Source organism: Psychrobacillus antarcticus (genome assembly GCF_029533155.1).
In the GTDB taxonomy this organism is placed as follows: domain Bacteria; phylum Bacillota; class Bacilli; order Bacillales_A; family Planococcaceae; genus Psychrobacillus; species Psychrobacillus antarcticus.
Genome location: NZ_JAIZDB010000019.1, coordinates 34610 through 53344, shown reverse-complemented (window position 1 = coordinate 53344; position 18735 = coordinate 34610). Strand labels below are relative to the sequence as shown.

The 18735-nt window shown below is 36.1% G+C and carries 23 protein-coding genes and 1 riboswitch; of the genes, 17 read left to right on the top strand and 6 right to left on the bottom strand.

Going from position 1 to position 18735, the window contains the following annotated elements:
- Positions 1 to 3 precede the first annotated feature (3 nt).
- The 6 genes from LDK52_RS11960 (at position 4) to LDK52_RS11935 (ending at position 2518) form a co-directional block, all read left to right on the top strand.
- Positions 4 to 180: a putative motility protein gene (locus LDK52_RS11960; RefSeq protein ID WP_277586203.1), complete on the top strand. Its 177-nt coding sequence runs from the start codon at positions 4 to 6 to the stop codon at positions 178 to 180.
- 67 nt (positions 181 to 247) lie between these two features.
- Complete coding sequence (locus LDK52_RS11955) at positions 248 to 583, top strand: transposase (RefSeq protein WP_277586202.1); 336 nt, start codon at positions 248 to 250, stop codon at positions 581 to 583.
- Complete coding sequence (locus LDK52_RS11950; RefSeq protein WP_241597118.1) at positions 580 to 741, top strand: hypothetical protein; 162 nt, start codon at positions 580 to 582, stop codon at positions 739 to 741. The genes LDK52_RS11955 and LDK52_RS11950 overlap by 4 nt, the downstream gene beginning before the upstream one ends.
- An 85-nt stretch (positions 742 to 826) precedes the next feature.
- Complete coding sequence (locus tag LDK52_RS11945) at positions 827 to 1300, top strand: NUDIX domain-containing protein (RefSeq protein WP_277586201.1); 474 nt, start codon at positions 827 to 829, stop codon at positions 1298 to 1300.
- Positions 1278 to 2066, top strand: a complete 789-nt coding sequence (locus LDK52_RS11940; protein ID WP_277586200.1) for an alpha/beta hydrolase family protein — start codon at positions 1278 to 1280, stop codon at positions 2064 to 2066. Before LDK52_RS11945 ends, LDK52_RS11940 begins: the two co-directional genes overlap by 23 nt.
- 2 nt (positions 2067 to 2068) lie before the next feature.
- A complete protein-coding gene (locus LDK52_RS11935; RefSeq protein WP_277586199.1) occupies positions 2069 to 2518 on the top strand; it encodes a hypothetical protein in 450 nt (149 codons plus the stop codon).
- A 61-nt stretch (positions 2519 to 2579) separates the two neighbouring features.
- Here LDK52_RS11935 and pckA read toward each other — a convergent pair whose 3' ends face one another.
- Positions 2580 to 4166: a phosphoenolpyruvate carboxykinase (ATP) gene (pckA, locus tag LDK52_RS11930; protein ID WP_277586198.1), complete on the bottom strand. Its 1587-nt coding sequence runs from the start codon at positions 4164 to 4166 to the stop codon at positions 2580 to 2582.
- A 194-nt stretch (positions 4167 to 4360) separates the two neighbouring features.
- A riboswitch (SAM riboswitch) is annotated at positions 4361 to 4478 on the top strand.
- A 248-nt stretch (positions 4479 to 4726) separates the two neighbouring features.
- Between pckA and metK the strand changes: the two genes are divergently transcribed.
- Complete coding sequence (metK, locus tag LDK52_RS11925; RefSeq protein WP_277586197.1) at positions 4727 to 5923, top strand: methionine adenosyltransferase; 1197 nt, start codon at positions 4727 to 4729, stop codon at positions 5921 to 5923.
- A gap of 373 nt (positions 5924 to 6296) precedes the next feature.
- Here the strand turns inward: metK and LDK52_RS11920 are convergent, their stop codons facing one another.
- Positions 6297 to 6809, bottom strand: coding sequence for a gamma carbonic anhydrase (locus LDK52_RS11920; protein ID WP_277586196.1), 513 nt, complete (start codon positions 6807 to 6809; stop codon positions 6297 to 6299).
- A 109-nt stretch (positions 6810 to 6918) separates the two neighbouring features.
- Between LDK52_RS11920 and LDK52_RS11915 the strand changes: the two genes are divergently transcribed.
- The 8 genes from LDK52_RS11915 to LDK52_RS11880 all read left to right on the top strand — a co-directional run bounded on the left by LDK52_RS11915 (position 6919) and on the right by LDK52_RS11880 (position 12428).
- Complete coding sequence (locus tag LDK52_RS11915; protein ID WP_277586195.1) at positions 6919 to 7710, top strand: alpha/beta hydrolase; 792 nt, start codon at positions 6919 to 6921, stop codon at positions 7708 to 7710.
- A gap of 148 nt (positions 7711 to 7858) precedes the next feature.
- On the top strand, positions 7859 to 8281 hold the full coding sequence (locus tag LDK52_RS11910) for an SRPBCC family protein (RefSeq protein ID WP_277586194.1): 423 nt from the start codon (positions 7859 to 7861) through the stop codon (positions 8279 to 8281).
- Positions 8281 to 8613 (top strand): ArsR/SmtB family transcription factor, encoded by a 333-nt coding sequence (locus LDK52_RS11905; RefSeq protein ID WP_277586193.1) that lies wholly within the window; start codon positions 8281 to 8283, stop codon positions 8611 to 8613. The genes LDK52_RS11910 and LDK52_RS11905 overlap by 1 nt, the downstream gene beginning before the upstream one ends.
- A gap of 152 nt (positions 8614 to 8765) precedes the next feature.
- A complete protein-coding gene (locus LDK52_RS11900; RefSeq protein ID WP_277586192.1) occupies positions 8766 to 9533 on the top strand; it encodes a hypothetical protein in 768 nt (255 codons plus the stop codon).
- Positions 9530 to 9895, top strand: a complete 366-nt coding sequence (locus tag LDK52_RS11895) for a GntR family transcriptional regulator (protein WP_277586214.1) — start codon at positions 9530 to 9532, stop codon at positions 9893 to 9895. Before LDK52_RS11900 ends, LDK52_RS11895 begins: the two co-directional genes overlap by 4 nt.
- A complete protein-coding gene (locus LDK52_RS11890) occupies positions 9892 to 10593 on the top strand; it encodes an ATP-binding cassette domain-containing protein (protein ID WP_277586191.1) in 702 nt (233 codons plus the stop codon). Before LDK52_RS11895 ends, LDK52_RS11890 begins: the two co-directional genes overlap by 4 nt.
- Before the next feature lies 1 nt (position 10594).
- Positions 10595 to 11500, top strand: coding sequence for an ABC transporter ATP-binding protein (locus LDK52_RS11885; RefSeq protein ID WP_277586190.1), 906 nt, complete (start codon positions 10595 to 10597; stop codon positions 11498 to 11500).
- Positions 11493 to 12428: an ABC transporter permease gene (locus LDK52_RS11880; protein WP_277586189.1), complete on the top strand. Its 936-nt coding sequence runs from the start codon at positions 11493 to 11495 to the stop codon at positions 12426 to 12428. The genes LDK52_RS11885 and LDK52_RS11880 overlap by 8 nt, the downstream gene beginning before the upstream one ends.
- Positions 12429 to 12484: 56 nt before the next feature.
- Here LDK52_RS11880 and LDK52_RS11875 read toward each other — a convergent pair whose 3' ends face one another.
- Genes LDK52_RS11875 through mnmL form a run of 4 tightly spaced genes read right to left on the bottom strand, consistent with a single transcriptional unit; the run spans position 12485 to position 15692 of the window.
- Positions 12485 to 13027 carry an isoprenylcysteine carboxyl methyltransferase family protein gene (locus LDK52_RS11875; RefSeq protein ID WP_277586188.1) on the bottom strand — a complete coding sequence of 181 codons (543 nt, stop codon included), beginning with the start codon at positions 13025 to 13027 and terminating at the stop codon, positions 12485 to 12487.
- Between the two features lies 1 nt (position 13028).
- Positions 13029 to 14111, bottom strand: coding sequence for a type III polyketide synthase (locus LDK52_RS11870; protein WP_277586187.1), 1083 nt, complete (start codon positions 14109 to 14111; stop codon positions 13029 to 13031).
- A 58-nt stretch (positions 14112 to 14169) separates the two neighbouring features.
- Positions 14170 to 14736, bottom strand: coding sequence for a tRNA 5-(aminomethyl)-2-thiouridylate-methyltransferase MnmM (gene mnmM / locus LDK52_RS11865; RefSeq protein WP_277586186.1), 567 nt, complete (start codon positions 14734 to 14736; stop codon positions 14170 to 14172).
- A complete protein-coding gene (mnmL, locus tag LDK52_RS11860; RefSeq protein ID WP_277586185.1) occupies positions 14733 to 15692 on the bottom strand; it encodes a tRNA modification radical SAM protein MnmL/YtqA in 960 nt (319 codons plus the stop codon). Before mnmL ends, mnmM begins: the two co-directional genes overlap by 4 nt.
- Positions 15693 to 15816: 124 nt before the next feature.
- Between mnmL and LDK52_RS11855 the strand changes: the two genes are divergently transcribed.
- A complete protein-coding gene (locus LDK52_RS11855) occupies positions 15817 to 17001 on the top strand; it encodes an MDR family MFS transporter (protein WP_277586184.1) in 1185 nt (394 codons plus the stop codon).
- A 1-nt stretch (position 17002) separates the two neighbouring features.
- Positions 17003 to 18346 (top strand): sigma-54 interaction domain-containing protein, encoded by a 1344-nt coding sequence (locus tag LDK52_RS11850; RefSeq protein WP_277586183.1) that lies wholly within the window; start codon positions 17003 to 17005, stop codon positions 18344 to 18346.
- Positions 18347 to 18735: the final 389 nt, after the last annotated feature.

The window sequence follows — 18735 nt, the reverse complement described above, 5'->3', positions numbered from 1 at the left end:
TTTTTGGATATAAACTCCATAATGTCATCTAACTTACTGCAGTTACAACAGACCGTGCAGATGAGTGTTTTGCAAAATGCTCTGAATATGGAAACTGTGGCAGCTATAGAAATGTTAGAAGACATGCCTCAAGCAGCAACACATCCTTATAAAGGATCCGTTGTAGATATTCAAGCATAAAAACATGTGCCCAAGGGTGCATGTTTTTTTGTTTTTAGTACAAACTTCTATAAAAGGATGTGTGAAAATGACCTTATACAAAGTGTATATATCCGTGAAAAGTCAGCAAGTATATGCATTTCCAGAAGAATCTCAATGGGAATTTGAAGTAACAGCGACAAGAAATGAAATAAAAGTATTCGAAAGACTTTTCTATCAGCTAAAATCGGTGCAAAGTAGAAATTTCCTGAGGGCACATGAACCAATGTCAGTAAAGCCATATCATGTGGATGGAGAAAATGATCAATATGATCGAAGACTAAAGAAAGTGTATGCATGGATTCATGAATTTACTTCAGATGATTCTAAACGATTTATCGAACAACTACCTTATTTCCAAAGAAGAATGGAGGTTCAATTATGAGTAAGAATTTAAACAGAAAAGGAAATGAAAATCCTGTAACGTATCGAAATGTTAGTTCCCTTCTAAACCAGTCTCCTCAGGATAAATCCAAGCAGAATATAGCACAAAATAGAGAAGAAGGTAATGAAGATTACAAAATGGGTCCTCCAAAAGAGTAGATACTTATAGACTTAGCTCTCAATTGGGCTAAGTCTTTTTATATACATATGGTAAAATTAAAAGAAAACCAAGGGGAGTAAGGAAATGATTTCTTTCCAGGATTTAAATGGATATGATGTAAAGCTAACCTTTGAGCAAGGTTTCTTTTCAATCCCTTCTAAACATGTACTTGTCGTAGCGAAATATAAAGACAAGTGGCTGCTTACGAAGCATCCGAAAAGGGGATTAGAGTTTCCAGGTGGTAAGGTAGAGAAAGGGGAAACTTTACTCAAAGCAGCTATTAGAGAAACAAAAGAAGAAACAAATGTGGATATAGTGATGCTAGAATGGCTTGCAGAATATATGGTATTAGATAATATCCCTTTTTGTAAAACTGTTTATATAGCAGAAGTTGGGTATATTAATAAAGATAAGACAAACTTTGAAACAGAAGGAGCTCTCTGGTTATCTTCAGAAGAACTTACTCAAAGTGAATGTTTAAGCTTCCATATGAAAGATAATGGAATGAAAGCTATTTTAAAGAAGGTGAATGAAATTGAAACCAAATGGAACGATTGAAAAAGTTCGAACTTATCCATCACCAAACCCAAAAATTGTATTAAAGGAAATTACATACTGGTCCTGCGGTCTGCGAGTAAAAGGGATGTTAGCATCACCAAAAAAGGTAGGAAGCTATGAAGGGATTTTATATTGTCGAGGAGGCATGCAAAGTATTGGAATGGTACGGCCTGCTCGGATCGCACAAATTGCGTCTGAAGGCTTTATCGTATTTGCACCTTATTATCGTGGCAACCGTGGTGGTGAAGGAAAAGATGAATTTGCAGGAGAAGACCGTTGGGATGCTATTTACGCAGTAGATGTATTAAAGCAATATTGCATACCTGAACTGATTCACCTATTTGCATTTTCTCGTGGTGGAATCATGGCATTATGGATTGCTATTTTACGTAATGATATTACTTCCTTAGTTACATGGGCAGGTGTTTCAGATATTTATTTAACTTACGAAGAAAGACTAGATATGCGAAAGATGATGAAACGAGTTATCGGTGGTATGCCAACTAAGTATCCATTGGGCTATGAACAGCGAGATATATTAACTCGAATAGAGGAAATGAAGGTATCAACGCTTATAATACATGGGGAACAAGATAAAAATGTCTCTTTTGAGCATGCAAAGGTTTTAGAGCAGGCATTAATAGGGAATAGTATACCAGTAGAAACCTGGTACTATCCAGAATTCACACATTTTTTTCCGAGCAGAATAAATAGACGTGTATTAAAAGATGCATGTCGCTGGATGAAAAATCAGAGAGGGGTTTAATAATGGGCAATGTTGTCGTAACAACTGAGGCAATGAGTGTAGAAGGGAAATCATCGTTTCCCATAGATACGAGTTTTTGGGAGGATTTGTGGGATCAATATACAAATGAATTTCAAGAAGTAGTGATCCATTGTTGGAGTGAGGAACTAGACGTGTTAGAAGAGTTAAACTCTCGGGCAGTGTCAGTTCAAACGGAAGGATTGATGAAAGTCGTTACTATTAATCTAACGGATGAAAATAGACTTTATTTTAGAAATTATTCGGTCGATCCAAAGGGTGGTTTAAAGTGGTTTACGATGTTCTTCCAAGAGGATGGGGTGGAACAAATGGAAATAGGTCACTATGGTTCAGAAATTATTCTATATAAGGTTAATGAAGAGGAAGCGGAAAAGTTCACTGAAATATTTCCGAAAATAACTGATAGTGAATATCATGAGACTAATGGTGATTAATGCTAAGCTATTTTAAAAGAGCCAAATTCATTAGAATTTGGCTCTTTTGATGTTTACTCTATTAAGCTAATGGTCCACCTTTAAAAGAAATGTCTTCAGAGACAGTACCAAATTTTTTAAAGTTTTCACGGAATGACTGAGCTAGCTCAGCAGCTTTTTGGTCATATGCCTCTTTATCTGCCCAAGCATTACGAGGTATAAGTACTTCAGTAGGAACACCTTCTACTTCTGTAGGAATAGCTAAACCAAATACTGCATCTGTTGCTGTTTCCGCATTGTTTAGTTTGCCATCAATTGCAGCACGAACCATTGTACGAGTATATGAAAGCTTCATGCGATTACCTACGCCATATTCTCCACCAGTCCAACCAGTGTTTACTAAGAAAACTTGTGCGTCGTGTTCATCAATCTTCTTACCAAGCATTTCAGCATACACCGTTGCATGTAATGGCAAGAATGGTGAACCGAAACAAGTAGAGAAGACTGGTTGTGGCGATGTAACTCCACGTTCAGTTCCAGCAAGTTTTGAAGTAAAGCCACTTAAGAAGTGGTACATTGCTTGTTCTTTTGTTAGCTTGCTGATTGGAGGCAATACGCCAAATGCATCAGCAGTTAAGAAAATAATTGTATTCGGATGACCTGCTACAGAAGGGTCTACAATATTATCGATATATTGAATTGGGTAAGCGGCGCGTGTATTTTCTGTCAATGAGTTGTCAGCATAGTTAGCAACGCGAGTTTCCGCATCAACCACTACGTTTTCTAATACAGTTCCGAATGAAATTGCATCCCATATTTGCGGTTCATTTTCTCGAGTTAGGTCGATACATTTTGCGTAGCAGCCACCTTCAATATTAAATACACCGTTATCTGACCAGCCATGCTCGTCATCTCCGATTAATTTGCGACCAGCATCTGCAGAAAGAGTAGTTTTACCTGTTCCAGATAAACCGAAGAATAATGCTACGTCTCCATCACTACCAACGTTTGCAGAGCAATGCATGGAAAAGATGTCTTGTTCTGGTAGTAAGTAGTTCATAATAGAGAAAATCGATTTCTTCATCTCTCCAGCATATTCAGTACCACCTATTAACACCGTGCGTTTTTCCATAGATACAATGATAAACGTTTCTGAACGCGTACCATCTACAGCTGGATCTGCTTTAAAATTAGGAGCTGAAAGAACTGTGAAGTCTGTTGTATGTGTTGCAAGTTCTTCTTGAGTTGGACGTATAAATAGCTGATGAGCGAAAAGGTTATGCCATGCGTATTCGTTAATTACTCGAATACCTAGACGTGATTCTTTATCTGCTCCTGCGTATCCTTTAAACTCGAAGATTTCGTCTTGCTTATTTAAGAAATTAATCATTTTTTTATATAATGCATCAAAAATATCAGAAGAAATTGGTTGGTTTACTGAGCCCCAATCGATTTTGTCTTTCGAAATAGCTTCTTCTACTATATACTTATCTTGTGGAGAGCGACCAGTATATTTTCCAGTTTCGGCTTTTACTGCACCGGTAGAAGTTAGAACAGCTTCTCCTCTTGTTGTAGCTTTTTCCACAAGTTGTGGCACTGACAATTGGCTGCTAACGTTATTGCCTGCTAACAATTCTTTCAGTTCACTCACAGTATCGATTGAATTCATTTAGAATATACCATCCTTTTTTTATATTTCCTCAAATTTAAGAGGGGATTTTAATTGATATGTGAATTAGTATAACACATTGAGTCAATTAGTCTACACTAATTAGATTAAAATTTTTCCTTTGTGTATAAAATGCGAACAAAAATAGTTGACTTCTATTACACATTTCCGTATGATGATAAATTGAACGGATACTCTTATCCCGAGCTGGTGGAGGGGTCAGGCCCTATGAAACCCGGCAACCTGTAATACTTTTTGTTATTACAAAGGTGCCAAACCTGAGACAAGGTGAAATCCCTTGATTGATAAGAGTGAAAGGTGCTTATGATACTAATACCTTTCCTCATGTATATATACGTGAGTGAGAGGTTTTTTTATTGAACATCGCCCTTTATCCTTGTGTGCCAAGTCCGAAACGGCTTCAAGTTAACTTCGATGCATTCAAATACATTTACTATAATGTGATGAAAGTGCATGAAACATTTTGAATGGCTTGACATGGGAATGAGTACCGTATCAATTCTTGAGAGAAATCTCGCGGGATATAGGAGGAACAATCTATGACACAACGTCGATTATTTACATCAGAATCAGTAACAGAGGGGCATCCAGATAAAATCTGTGATCAAATCTCTGATGCAATTCTAGATGCAATTTTAGCAGAAGACCCAAATGCTCGTGTAGCTTGTGAAACGAGTGTAACGACAGGACTAGTATTAGTTGCAGGAGAAATTACTACATCTACTTACGTAGATATTCCTAAAGTAGTTCGTGCAACTATCAAAGAAATTGGCTATACACGTGCCAAGTATGGCTTTGACTCAGAAACTTCTGCTGTACTTACTTCCATTGATGAACAATCACCGGACATCGCGCAAGGTGTGGACCAAGCGTTAGAAGCAAGAGAAGGGTCTATGAGCGAATCTGATATTGATGCAATTGGAGCAGGAGACCAAGGTTTAATGTTTGGTTATGCATGTAACGAAACACCAGAGCTTATGCCGTTACCGATTAGTTTAGCGCATAAACTTGCATTTCGTTTGGCACAAGTTCGTAAAGAAGAAATTTTAGACTATCTTCGTCCAGATGGAAAAACACAAGTAACAGTAGAGTATGACGAGAATAATAATCCGGTTCATATTGATACAATTGTTATTTCGACACAACATCATCCAGAAGTTACGTTAGAACAAATTCAAAAAGATATTAAAGAAGTAGTGATCAATCCGATTGTTCCTACAAATTTAATAGATGAAAACACAAAATACTTTATCAATCCAACTGGACGCTTCGTTATTGGTGGACCACAAGGAGATGCTGGTTTAACAGGACGTAAAATTATCGTAGATACTTACGGTGGCTATGCTCGTCATGGTGGGGGAGCATTCTCTGGTAAAGATCCAACAAAAGTAGACCGTTCTGCTGCATACGCTGCACGTTATGTTGCTAAAAACATTGTTGCTGCTGGTCTTGCAGATCGTTGTGAAGTACAACTTGCTTATGCAATTGGTGTAGCTAAACCAGTTTCAATTGCTGTAGAAACTTTTGGTACTGGAAAAGTGGAAGAAGTTAAATTAGTATCGTATATTCGTGAACTATTTGACCTTCGTCCAGCAGGAATTATTAAAATGCTAGATCTACGCCGTCCAATATACAAACAAACGGCTGCTTATGGTCACTTTGGTCGTACAGACATTGATGTACCATGGGAAAAAACAGATAAAGCTGCAGAATTAAAACAAATGGCTGGATTATAAGTAGTATGAACAAAAAAGGCTTTCCCATAATGGAAAGCCTTTTTTGTTTGGTTAAATAATGACAATCGATCAATCAAGGTAGACAATCGATCAATCAAGGTAGACAATCGATCAATCAAGGTAGACAATCGATCAATCAAGGTAGACAATCGATCAATCAAGGTAGACAATCGATCAATCAAGGCGCAGAATCGATCAATTGAATAAAAAAAGTGCTTTAAAATGGAGAATCGGTCGAATACCAATTACAATTGGTTGAATAAGTGAATAAATCGGTCGAATACATAATAAAATCGGTCGATGAAAGGATATAATCGTTTGATCCAGGTTAATAGTTAATCTAGCCGTTCAATCGGCGGATGCATTTGATAAGTTAAGTTTGAAGAGATTTATAGTATTGCCCTTTTTCTACATACTCGCGGATAATTCGTTGTACGTCAGCTTTATCTTCATCATTTAGCTCGCGCACCACTTTTGCTGGGCTCCCGAGTGCCAATGAATTTGGGGGTATTTTCTTGCCAGGTGGTACGAGACTCCCAGCTCCGATAAATGCACCTTCCCCAATTTCCGCTCCATCTAAAATAATGGATCCCATTCCTATTAACGCACCTTTACGCACTGTACAGCTATGTAAAGTTGCTTGATGCCCGATTGTTACTTCATCTTCTATTATAAGTGGCTTGTTTGGACTTTGATGTAGACAACTTAAATCTTGTATACTTACTTTACTTCCAATAATAGTAGGAGCAACATCCCCTCTAATTACCGTATTAAACCAAATTGTAGTCTCTGGACCGATTGTCACATCACCTGTTATTGTGACATAATCAGCTATAAAAGCAGAGTCGTCGATAGTAGGTGTCTTCCCTTTATATGGATAAATCATTTCGCATACACTCCTTTTAAAATTAGACTATAATTAATCGTAACAGACATACAGATTGATTGAAAATAAATACCGTGAAATTGCAAGGAAAGAAAAGAGGTTTGTTTATATGTGGAAATGGGAAACAGAAGGAAAACCTAAAGCAGTAATAGTCATTGTTCATAGTGCCTATGAGCATCATAGAAGATATGCTTGGTTAATTGAAAAATTGAGAAGCTCCAATTATCATATCGTTATGGGTGACTTGCCAGGCCATGGAGAATTAAAAAAATCAAAAACTATTCATGACGAATCCTTCGAACTATATAAGAACTACATTAAACAAGCGATGCAAGTTGCAGTTACATATGACCTTCCAATATTTTTAATAGGTCATGGCCTCGGAGCCACCTTACTTATAAAAGTCTTGCGTAAGTTAGATATTGAATATGCAGGAGTAATACTGACATCACCTTGGATCCAACTTCAAAAGCTCCCTTCGAAATGGACGAATACACTAGCGAAGTTATCCATACCGCAGAAAATAAACCATGATATTCACTTAAATGATTTAACGAGAAACTATGATGTGTTTGAACAATTCGTATCAGATCCAACTTATAGAACCTTCATTTCTACTGATTGGTATAAGGAACTCCAAACACTTTTAAAATCTGTAAATCAAACCGAAATCCCTATACCAAATAAACCAATTCTTGTCATGACTGGAGAGAGAGATAAGATTACGGATACAAATGCTGCGGCGAACTGGCTAAGGAAACAGGAACTTTCTGAATATCAATACAAAGAATGGAAAAATTGTTTTCATGACCTCTATCAAGAACCGGAGCGAGAAGAAATTTTCACCTATTCACAGTCATTTATTAATAATGTACTAACGGACATAGGCTATATTGTTTGAATATAAAATCGCATCTACTAGTAGTAGATGCGATTTTTGTGGAGTAACAAAAGAAATATAAATAATTTAAGTTGACATAACACCTTTTGGTTATATATAATTCAACACCTAAGGGTTACATATTTATGTTGAAAAGGAGAAACTTATGATGAAAGATAATTTACCTGATATTACACAAACTATTTTAGTAGAGGCACCAATTCAAAAGGTGTGGGATTATGTTTCGACTGCAGAAGGAATCTCTGCTTGGTTTATGCCGAATGATTTTCAAGCACAAGAAGGATACGAATTTACTATCCAATCTCCATTTGGTCCATCCCCTTGTAAGATACTTGAAATTGACGAACCACATAAACTGTCGTTTCAATGGGATACAGATGGTTGGTTTATAACATTTCTATTGAAAGAAGTTGGTTCTCAAACGGAATTCACATTAATTCATGGTGGTTGGAAAGACGGACAATCCATTGTACCGAAAGCAAATATGTCTAATGATGCTGTCCGTGGCACAATGGAACAAGGTTGGGTTGGAATTGTACAAAATAAATTTAAGCAAGTGGTTGAAGCTTAATGAACGGAGCAGCCAAAAAGGTGGATGTTTTTCAAGCAATTGCTGATCCAACTAGGAGAGATGTACTCCGACTACTAGCATTTAAAGAGAGATCTATTGCTGAAATCTCTTCTCAATATGATATGAGCAGAACAGCAATTGTGAAGCATCTCAATGTATTAACTGAAGTTGGTCTAGTCAATGGAAAAAAAATTGGCAGAGAAAAAGTGTATCACTTGCAACCTGAGCCATTGACGGAAGTAAATGAGTGGCTTGCTTACTATGAACAGTTCTGGAATAATAAACTTTCTAGATTGAAGTTCTTAGTTGAAAATGAAGACATAAATAAATAATAGCTAATTCAACCCCGTCAGTTCTGACGGGGTTATTTTTATTTTTGTTTTCGATCAGATAAAATACTTGAAAATTAAAATAATCTATTATATAGTATTAGTGTAATGTGTAACTAGTACACCGATGAGCGATGAAAAAAGGAGATGGAATATTGAAAGGATTGTTGTTGAAGGAATGGGCTTTATACAAGTCGTGGCTTTTCGGATCAGCAGTAATGGGTATTGGGGTTGTATTAATTCTTTCGATAATATTGGGAAGATATTTAATAAACGAGATACCTATTCAGGAAATAAGAATGATTTTAATGTTTGTAATGCTTGTCTTTAATGTTATTAATATCATATTTCAATTCAATAACTCGATAAATTATGATAATACGAAAAAAGAAATGTGGCTGCATAATCCTCATTCTATGCATACATTGATTGGTGCAAAATTTTTATTTAGTTTATTTATTTATTTTACTGGTAATGTGTTTATCACTTCAGGAGGGATATATTTCTTATCAGATTTCTTTGTAGGAAACTTTGCAAATTTGCTTAATTTGCAGCTATTATTACTTTTTTTAATGTTCTTTGTCGGCATCTTTGTAAATATTATATGGTTATTTTTCTGGGCAATATATTTAGAAGGTAAATACTGGATTGGTAAATTTTCTCTAATTACTACGGTGGTAATTGTCTTTTTAATTGCTAGTTATTTACCGAAACTGATTAGTTTTCTTTCATTAGATAAGGTGCTTACCCAAGGGGAAATATCGCTAAAATTTATCGAGAATTATTTACCCACTATTACAAAAAGTAATTTTTTCTTGGATATAGGATCGATTTATATAGTTGAGGAATTGTTTTACTGGATCATATTTGTTTTGTTATTTTGGAGTGTTTGTAAATGGTTAGAGAGGGTGGTTACGAGATGACGCAGGACTTCACTCGTGATAAGCCTATTTATAGTCAACTAGTGGATATAATCTGTGGGGATATATTAAAAGGAAAGCTTCAACCCGGAGATAAAATGCAATCCGTTCGAGAATATTCATTGGAGGTTGGTGTTAATGTCAACACCGTACAACGTGTATATAAGGAGCTTGAATCGATGGAGCTAACAGAGACGAAGCGAGGGCAAGGGACATTTATCACATCAGAAGAAGGACGTATTTTGCGTTTGCGTGAGGATATGAAAGTGAAATTGGTCAACCAGTTTCTTCAGTCTATTGCAGCATTTGGTTTTTCAAGGGAAGAGATTGTTCAAATTTTGCAAAGAGAGGAAGGGACTCAATGATTCAACTTCAACATGTCTCGTTTAATTACCAAAGGCAGGAAGTACTTTCGGATATATCACTATTGTTTCCATTAGGGCAGACAATAGGTATAGCAGGGGAAAATGGCAGTGGTAAATCGACGTTATTGAAAATAATTGCTGGTATCCAAAGACCTCGGAAGGGAACTATTTCTATTCATAACGAGTCCTTAACTAGAATACATGCAAATGACATTGCCTATTTACCTGATACGGATTTGTTTTATAGCTTTTATACAACGAAGGAGCTTTTGGCATTTTATGCATCTCAATTTAAGGATTTTTCTGTTCAGAAGGCATTAGAGGTAGCCAATTTTTTAGAGGTAGATGTTAATGTGAAATTGAAAAAGCTTTCAAAAGGGAATCGTGGTAGAGCGAAAATGGCAGCGACTCTTGGTAGAAATACATCTTATTATGTGATGGATGAACCGTTTTCTGGGTTAGACCCAATCGTACGAGAATCCTTGATAAAGGGGCTTATTCAATTTGTAAATATGGAAGAACAATCCATTATTTTATCTACCCATGAATTACATGACGTTGAACCGATACTCGATCAACTCATCGTATTAAAGCAAGGAAAAGTTATCGCACAGGATGATTTAGAAACAATCCGTTTTGAAACCAATCAGGATGCAGTGAGCTGGATGAAATATGTAACGAAAGAGAAGGTGAAATGAAGTGTCAAAACCAATAGTTGTATTAAAAAATGTTACGAAGGTTATTAAAGGAAAAACACTTATTGATAATCTATCACTAGAGTTATTTCCAGGACAGATTACTGGATTTTTAGGACCAAATGGGGCTGGTAAAACAACAACAGTTCGCTTAATGACAGGTCTTATGAAACTAACTAGTGGAACAATTACAATTGAGGGTGCATCTATAGCAAATGATTACGAAAAGGCAATTTCGAATGTAGGGGTAATTGTAGAAAATCCGGAAATGTATAAGTATATGTCAGGTTACAAAAACTTACTTCATTTTTCCAGAATGCATAAAGGTGTAACAAAGGAACGAATTGATGAAATAATTGACCAAGTAGGTTTGTCAAAGCGCATTAACGAAAAAGTATCGACGTATTCATTAGGGATGCGTCAACGGTTAGGATTAGCACAAGCATTACTACATAATCCGAAATTCTTAATATTAGATGAACCAACGAATGGCCTGGATCCGGCGGGAATTCGAGAGTTCCGGACATATCTTCGGAAAATAGCTGTGGAGAATAACGTTTCTATTTTTGTCTCTAGTCATCTGTTATCAGAAATAGAGTTAATGTGTGACCGTGTGGCTGTTATACAAAACGGTAAGCTCATTGATGAACGGATGATTCAAAGTGATGAAAAGACACGAATGCAACTTAAAGCAGAACCAGCAGAATTAGTAGAAGGCTATTTAAGTTCAAATGGCTACATATTTACAATCAATCAAGGGGTATTTTTACTTGAATTGAAAGAAGAGAAGGTACCAGCGCTTATCAATGAACTAGTGGGACAACAGGTTCAAATTTTTGCTGTTTCAGCCGTGCATGAATCGCTTGAAGAGCAGTTCCTTCAAATGACAGGAGGCGGTCAAATTGTTTAGTTTGATACAAAATGAATGGATGAAATTATGGCATAAAAAAGGTACATGGGCTATCTTAGGTATTTTATTATTAGTTATTATTGGATTTGGTGTATTAGATAAAGTGACTATGGATGAAGTAAACACCTCAGATTGGAAGCAGGAACAACAATCGTTGATTGATGATGCCAATACACAGCTTCAAACACCAGATTTAGATGAATGGTCCATCCAGATTTTTGAGGATCAAAAGGCGATGGCACAATATCGCTTGGACAATAATGCAGCACCTCAAGTGAACCAAAGTATGGAAGGTAATATGGCATTTGGTGCATCTATAATGGTGCTTATTACATTGTTAACTGTTATTCCAGGTGCATCCATTGTATCGCAGGAATATACAGATGGTACGATTAAGATGCTTTTAACAAGACCGGTTTCCCGATTCAAAGTGTTAGCCTCTAAACTAATAACGATATTCTTGTTTGGTTTTACTTTAATAATAGTGACAATTATCCTCACTACCGTACTTGGATTTATATTGTTTGGCACTGCTACAGGAGTCGATCTGACCATTGTTGACGGTGTTGTGCAACAAACCAATACGATGAAAGATATCTTGTTAACGTATGTGTACTCCTTAGGAGATTTCACTATGTCTATACTATTTGCATTCTTTATCGGAACGGTATTTAGTTCACCTTCCATTGCTATAGCTTTATCCATGCTATTTTTAATGATGGGACCAATGATCATAATGCTCTTGCAAAAGTATATACCAGTGGAATATATATGGTTAACGCATTCCGATTTAACGCAACATCTTAGAAAAGAATATTTTATAGAGGAAACAACTTTATTTATGTCATTAACAGTCCTCGCTATTTATGCTATAGTCTTTTTGGTATTAAGCTTTATGACGTTTATTAAAAGAGATGTAAAAGCATAGGTGTTCTGTTTATGTTATTTATAAAGAAATGAGTCAATAAGAAAAGAAGATTTCGGTCATAATGCCGAAATCTTCTTTTTAAATTCGTCTGTATAATTAGTAGCTTCTCTTAATGCTTTTTCTTCCGTAGGAATTCTTACAGAAAGCATAGCGAGATTCAACAGTGTAAAGGAAATAGCTGTAAAATATGCTTGAAACATAAATGGTAATAATACGATTTCTAAACAAACAACCACATAGTTCGGATGTCGCATAAAGGTATATGGTCCACTTCTAACGACATTTGCATCTGGTAAAATGATGATTTTAGTATTCCAAAAAGAACCTAGAGATGTTAAGCACCAAATGCGCAATAATTGAACAAAGATAAAAAGTAACAGAAATATCGGAAGCAAAGGTGATATTGCTCGGTTAAAAACTAATACTTCTACTATAAGGCTTATAAAAAAACATACATGCATCGTCACCATATAAGGATAATGTGATGCGCCAACTTCATAAGCTCCCCTGGCAAGCATCCTTTTTTCATTGCGTTTAGCGATCGCAACCTCGATAAGTCTCTGAGTAATCACTAGCGATATGATGATGAAGAATAACAAACTAATCCCTCCAATTTAGTAATACAGCTTCTCCGCAAAAACCTGGACCTAATGCGACTAGTAATCCTAATTCTTCGTTTTTATGTTGTTCCTTCATAAATTGCTCCAATACATAAAGAACTGTGGGGGAGGACATATTCCCGTTCCTCTTTAATACCTCTCGTGAGATGTGTGTATGTTGTTCTGTTAGGTCCAGGGTTTCCTCATATGCTTTTAATACTTTCTTTCCTCCGGGATGTGCAACAAAGTTTGCTAACTGTTCCTTCTTCACATGCTGCTCACCTAGAAAATCATCTACAAATGGGCCCAACCAAGAAGTAATAATAGAAGGAATGCTTTTGGAAAATACAACATGCAGTCCATTGTTTTTAATATCCCAACCCATCACATCTACTGAATCTGGCATCCATTTAGAAGCTGTTGCGATTATGTGAGGAACTCGTTTGGTAGTAGTAAGCTTCGCATCATCTCCACAAACTAATGCACATGCTGCTCCATCTGCAAATAACGAGGCTCCTATTAAATTACTTTTCGAAAAATCATTAGGTTGAAAGGTCAAACTACAGAGCTCTACACAAACTACTAATACTTTTGCGGTCGGATGCGCCTTGCAATAATCGAATGCTCTGCTTATCCCAGATGCACCACCGGCACAGCCTAAACCCCATAATGGAATACGTTTCATCCGATCAGAAAAAGCCAGGTGATTCATGACCCGTGCATCAATACTCGGGGTAGATATACCAGTGCTACTAACAAATACAATTGCATCAATTTCACTAGGATGCAGGGAAGATTCTAAAAAATCATGATTATTTAAACAAAGTTCGATTACTTCGATACTATATTGTGTAGCTAACTCTATATACAAATTATTACGTTCTTCAAAGCTATGTTCCATTTGATGCCATTCCAAAGGAACACAAAAATGGCGAGTTTCTATATCTCCATTTTCAAACACTTTTAATAGTCTATTCAATTGAGGTATTTTATCTTGAAATAGCTCTTTTGTGAGACTTTCAATGTTTGATTGTTCCAATGTATATGGAGGATTGTATGTACTAATTGAAGCAATCTTTGGCATGGACTCACTCCTTTTATTCCTTATACTTCCCTTATTGAAGCAAGATATACAATTACTTTTATTCTTTCATCTTTTCAATAGCGATGATAAATGGAGGATCATTTTGTTGGTTAAGAAATTGATAGCTTAATACGTGGACAAAGGATTGGGATAAACTCTGCACATACTCGATAATTATCTCTTTTTCTTCTTTACCACCTTGATGACCTTGGTAAACTACTAATACTATTATTCCTCCAACTTTAAGTAATGGTAGTAATGATTCAATTGCTTGCTTTGTAGAATGTCCTCTTGTAATAATTCCATGATTACTTCCAGGCAAGTAGCCAAGATTGAATATTGCCGCTGAAACTTCTTGTTGAATATAAAGATGAAGGTTTTCATGCCCATCCTGTACTAATGTTGCTATTTCTAATTTGTTTGCTTCTTCTAATCTTTTAGTAGTTGCTTGGATGGCTTCTGTTTGAATGTCAAAAGCATATACATGTCCATGCTCTCCAACAAGCTCTGCTAAAAACAACGTGTCATGGCCATTTCCTGCAGTTGCATCCACTACAGTATCTCCCGGTACGATTGTAGACATTAACAATTGTTTAGCAAAAGGTAATACTCTTTTTAGTTTCATTTTGCTACACCATTTTTTATATAATATTTTCCTTGGTAACTCTCCCGAGAGGCAAGTTCAGCATCTATTCCATTTAACACATCCCATTTGTTTACACTCCACATCGGTCCGATCATTAAGTCGATAGGACCATCTCCTGTTATTCGTTGTACGACCATCTCAGGGGGGAGGATCTCAAGTTGATCTGCAACTAGCTGGATATAAGCATCGCGATCCATGAACTCTAGCATCCCTTTTTCATATTGTTTAACCAATGGTGTCCCTTTTAGTAAATGAAGTAAATGAATTTTAATTCCTTGAACGTCTAGCTTGGCCACTTCTCTTGCGGTTTCCATCATCATTTCCCGGTTTTCTAAGGGTAGCCCATTTATAATATGCGTACAGATTGGAATGCCATGCTTCCTCAATTTTTGGACTCCTTCTATATAAGTAGGGAAGTCATGAGCACGATTCACCAAATTAGCTGTTCTCTCATGGACAGTTTGAAGACCAAGCTCTACCCATAAAAATGTACGCTTGTTTAGTTCCCCTAAATATTCCACTACATCATCTGGTAAACAATCGGGTCTTGTCGCAATAGAAAGTCCTATTACACCTTCTAATGCTAGTGCAGCCTCAAATTTCTCTTTCAAAACAGGAAGAGGGGCGTGGGTATTCGTATAGGCTTGAAAATAAGCTATATATTTTCCGTTTTTCCATTTTTCATGCATGTTTGTCTTAATTTTTTCAAATTGAACTGGAATAGGATCTACTTTGTCGCCAGCGAAATCACCACTTCCGGCTACACTACAAAAAGTGCAACCACCAAATGCGACAGTACCATCTCTATTAGGACAATCAAAACCAGCATCTAATGCTATTTTAAAAATTTTCATACCAAATATATCTCGTAAATAACGATTCCATGTATAATATCGTTTCCCATCTGATGGGAATGGAAAATTGTTTTCGTACATATCCTTCACTCCTTAACAGGACTATTTTAACATGAGTTTGTTAAGTTTGTTCTAATCTTCTTGAAGTGCCATTTGAAAAGGAATACAATATTCTTCTGAGTATAATAGAAGTGAGGTGTTTAAATTGCCTAAAGTAGTATGGTTTTTAATATTGGGAATGTTTATTAATACGATGGGAAATTCTTTTTTATGGCCATTACATACAATATATATGCATGATCATTTAGGACAAACGTTAACGATGGCAGGATTCGTACTAATGATTAGTGCTGGAACGGGTGTTGTCGGTAACTTACTAGGAGGGTATCTATTTGACAGAATAGGTGGATATAAATCTATTATGTTTGGAATAATATTGTCGATGATCTCCCTATTGTTCTTAACATTTTGGCATGGCTGGCCAGAATATATATGGTTTGTTGCTATTCTTGGTTTTAGTGGTGGAATAATTTTTCCGAGTATGTATGCTTTAGTAGGAAGTGTATGGCCGGAGGGAGGTCGCAGGGCTTTCAATGCCATATATTTGGCTCAAAACGTAGGGGTGGCTCTTGGTCCCGCTGTTGCAGGTTTAGTAGCGGATCATAATATTAATAATATATTTCTTGCGAATTTATTGACATATGTATTATTTCTGTTGGTTGCGGGAGTCTATTACCGCAAAATGTCCGTGGCTCCTAACATAAATGCATCTATTTTGAAAAGTTCTAAAAAAATGAAACAAAAGGCACCTTTTTATGCAATGATGATTGTATCCATAGGATATATGCTTACTTGGATAGCCTATGTTCAATGGACTTCAACCATTTCTACACATGTATTGGATTTAGGAATATCTTTAAAACAATATAGTTTACTTTGGACGATAAACGGTGCACTTATAGTAGTAGCTCAGCCACTTATTAAACCGATTATCAATAGGTTGGAGAACCGGATAAAAACACAGATGATTATTGGTATAGTAATATTTATGGGGTCTTTTGTTTTTGTTTCTTTTGCGGAAGATTATACGATGTTTATCGTTGCAATGGTTGTCCTGACAATCGGGGAGGTATTCATTTGGCCAGCAGTACCTACATTAGCTGATCAGTTAGCACCAAAAGGAAGAGAAGGTTTTTATCAAGGTATCGTGAACAGCATGGCTACTATCGGAAGAATGATTGGCCCACTTGCTGGAGGAATATTAGTTGATGTTTATGGAGTACAAGCTATGTTCCTAGTTTTCACTTTGCTTATTGGGCTAGCGATAGTTCCGACACTTTTATATGATCGTCCACTTAAGAAAGAAGCTACTGAGAAGGATGTGATTTAATTTGGAAAATCTTCAACATTACTTACCAACATCGGTTCTTGCTGAAATTTTAGAAAATGCTTTTCAATGGTTTGTTGTAGTAGATGCAGACTCGAAAATTCTATATATTAATGAGGATTATTGTCGTTTTCTTGAAGTGAAGAGAGAGGAAGCTATAGGTAAACCTGTAGCTGACATTATTGAAAATACAAAAATGCATGAAGTTATTAAATCAGGGATTCCCGATAATGCTTCTCCCCATTATATTAAAGGAACTTATATGCTTGCAAATCGTGTTCCTCTTTTTGTAGACGGAAAGATTGTTGGCGCATTTGGAAGTGTTATTTTTCGAGATATGTCTGATTGGAAAAAGTTAAGTTCTCATGTTAGGAACACAATGGAAAGAATTCAGTTAAATATAGAAGATAATAGTTATACCGAATACAGATTAGAAAGCATTAAAGGAAGTTCTCCAGCCATTCGAAAAATAAAAGACACAATTGAAATCATTGCTCCAAGTGATCTTCCAGTATTAATAGAAGGGGAGAGTGGAACCGGGAAGGACATGTTCGCCCATAGCATTCATCAGCTATCTGAACGATCAGACTGTCCTTTTGTTAAAGTAAATTGTGCGGCAATTCCTGCTGATTTGCTGGAAAAAGAATTATTTGGTGTATATAATCTGCTTACCGGAACAGTACATAATGGGAGGATTAAACAGGCCGATAATGGGACTATATATATAGATGAAATTAGTGCACTTCCTCTTACACTTCAAGCAAAGCTTTTAAGAGCAATGCAGGAAGAGGAAATTTTACCATTGAATGCGGATAATAGTGAAAAAGTAAATGTTCGCATTGTAGTTTCATCCAATATATCCCTATCTCAATTGATAGAGGAAAAGAAGTTTCGGGAAGATTTGTTTTACCGTTTACAAGCAATTACGCTGAAAATCCCGCCTTTAAGGGAAAGAATGGAAGACTTCGTAGATTTACTCAACTATTTTCTACAAAAGTTTATGCTTCAAGCTGGTCGCAGAAGTGTAACATTAGCGACTAAAACGAGAGAAATACTCCAATCCTATCATTGGCCAGGAAATGTGAGAGAATTACAAAATATCCTCCAAGCGGCAGTTTATTTAGCTGAAAATGATATTATATTACCATCTGCACTTCCTTCGCAAATAAAGCTGCGTAATGTACCTTCTTTCCAAACTACTGGGACACTAGAGGACATATTAGCGGAAGTAGAAAAAAAAGTGCTTCAATCTTACTTAGAGGAAGAATATGATAAAATACGAATTGCCAAGCAGCTTGGTCTCAGTAGATCAACGCTATATGAAAAAATAAAAAAACACAACTTATGACCTAAATCCACTTTTCCGGACACGAATCCAGGAAAGTGGATTTTTTTATTTTGTAGAAATCCTACTATTATTAGCTTTATTAATATAATTATCCGAAAAATAGGAATAATGTAAAAATAAAGCTTAACAGTATCGTCACAATTACTATTGTATGAAATTTACGTGTGTGTTTTAATGGCTACTGTAAGCGCTTTTAATAGTCTAGTTATTTCACGTTTATCTTAGTTAAGAGATCTATTCTACTGCAGAGATATAGATTGTGGGATGTAGAAATGCAAGGACCACTAGTCCTGGTGACTAAAAATTTCAAAGAAGATGTTTTCTGCCTTACTTATATTTTTTTAGATAATGTTATATGTTTCTAGAACTTTGATAAATTGTTACCACAA

Bases quoted from the DNA above. Each gene is read 5' to 3' on its own strand.
- LDK52_RS11955 (WP_277586202.1), top strand. From the start codon at position 248: ATGACCTTATACAAAGTGTATATATCCGTGAAAAGTCAGCAAGTATAT.
- LDK52_RS11950 (WP_241597118.1), top strand. From the start codon at position 580: ATGAGTAAGAATTTAAACAGAAAAGGAAATGAAAATCCTGTAACGTAT.
- LDK52_RS11945 (WP_277586201.1), top strand. From the start codon at position 827: ATGATTTCTTTCCAGGATTTAAATGGATATGATGTAAAGCTAACCTTT.
- LDK52_RS11935 (WP_277586199.1), top strand. From the start codon at position 2,069: ATGGGCAATGTTGTCGTAACAACTGAGGCAATGAGTGTAGAAGGGAAA.
- pckA (WP_277586198.1), bottom strand. From the start codon at position 4,166: ATGAATTCAATCGATACTGTGAGTGAACTGAAAGAATTGTTAGCAGGC.
- metK (WP_277586197.1), top strand. From the start codon at position 4,727: ATGACACAACGTCGATTATTTACATCAGAATCAGTAACAGAGGGGCAT.
- LDK52_RS11920 (WP_277586196.1), bottom strand. From the start codon at position 6,809: ATGATTTATCCATATAAAGGGAAGACACCTACTATCGACGACTCTGCT.
- LDK52_RS11915 (WP_277586195.1), top strand. From the start codon at position 6,919: ATGTGGAAATGGGAAACAGAAGGAAAACCTAAAGCAGTAATAGTCATT.
- LDK52_RS11910 (WP_277586194.1), top strand. From the start codon at position 7,859: ATGAAAGATAATTTACCTGATATTACACAAACTATTTTAGTAGAGGCA.
- LDK52_RS11905 (WP_277586193.1), top strand. From the start codon at position 8,281: ATGAACGGAGCAGCCAAAAAGGTGGATGTTTTTCAAGCAATTGCTGAT.
- LDK52_RS11895 (WP_277586214.1), top strand. From the start codon at position 9,530: ATGACGCAGGACTTCACTCGTGATAAGCCTATTTATAGTCAACTAGTG.
- LDK52_RS11890 (WP_277586191.1), top strand. From the start codon at position 9,892: ATGATTCAACTTCAACATGTCTCGTTTAATTACCAAAGGCAGGAAGTA.
- LDK52_RS11870 (WP_277586187.1), bottom strand. From the start codon at position 14,111: ATGCCAAAGATTGCTTCAATTAGTACATACAATCCTCCATATACATTG.
- mnmM (WP_277586186.1), bottom strand. From the start codon at position 14,736: ATGAAACTAAAAAGAGTATTACCTTTTGCTAAACAATTGTTAATGTCT.
- mnmL (WP_277586185.1), bottom strand. From the start codon at position 15,692: ATGTACGAAAACAATTTTCCATTCCCATCAGATGGGAAACGATATTAT.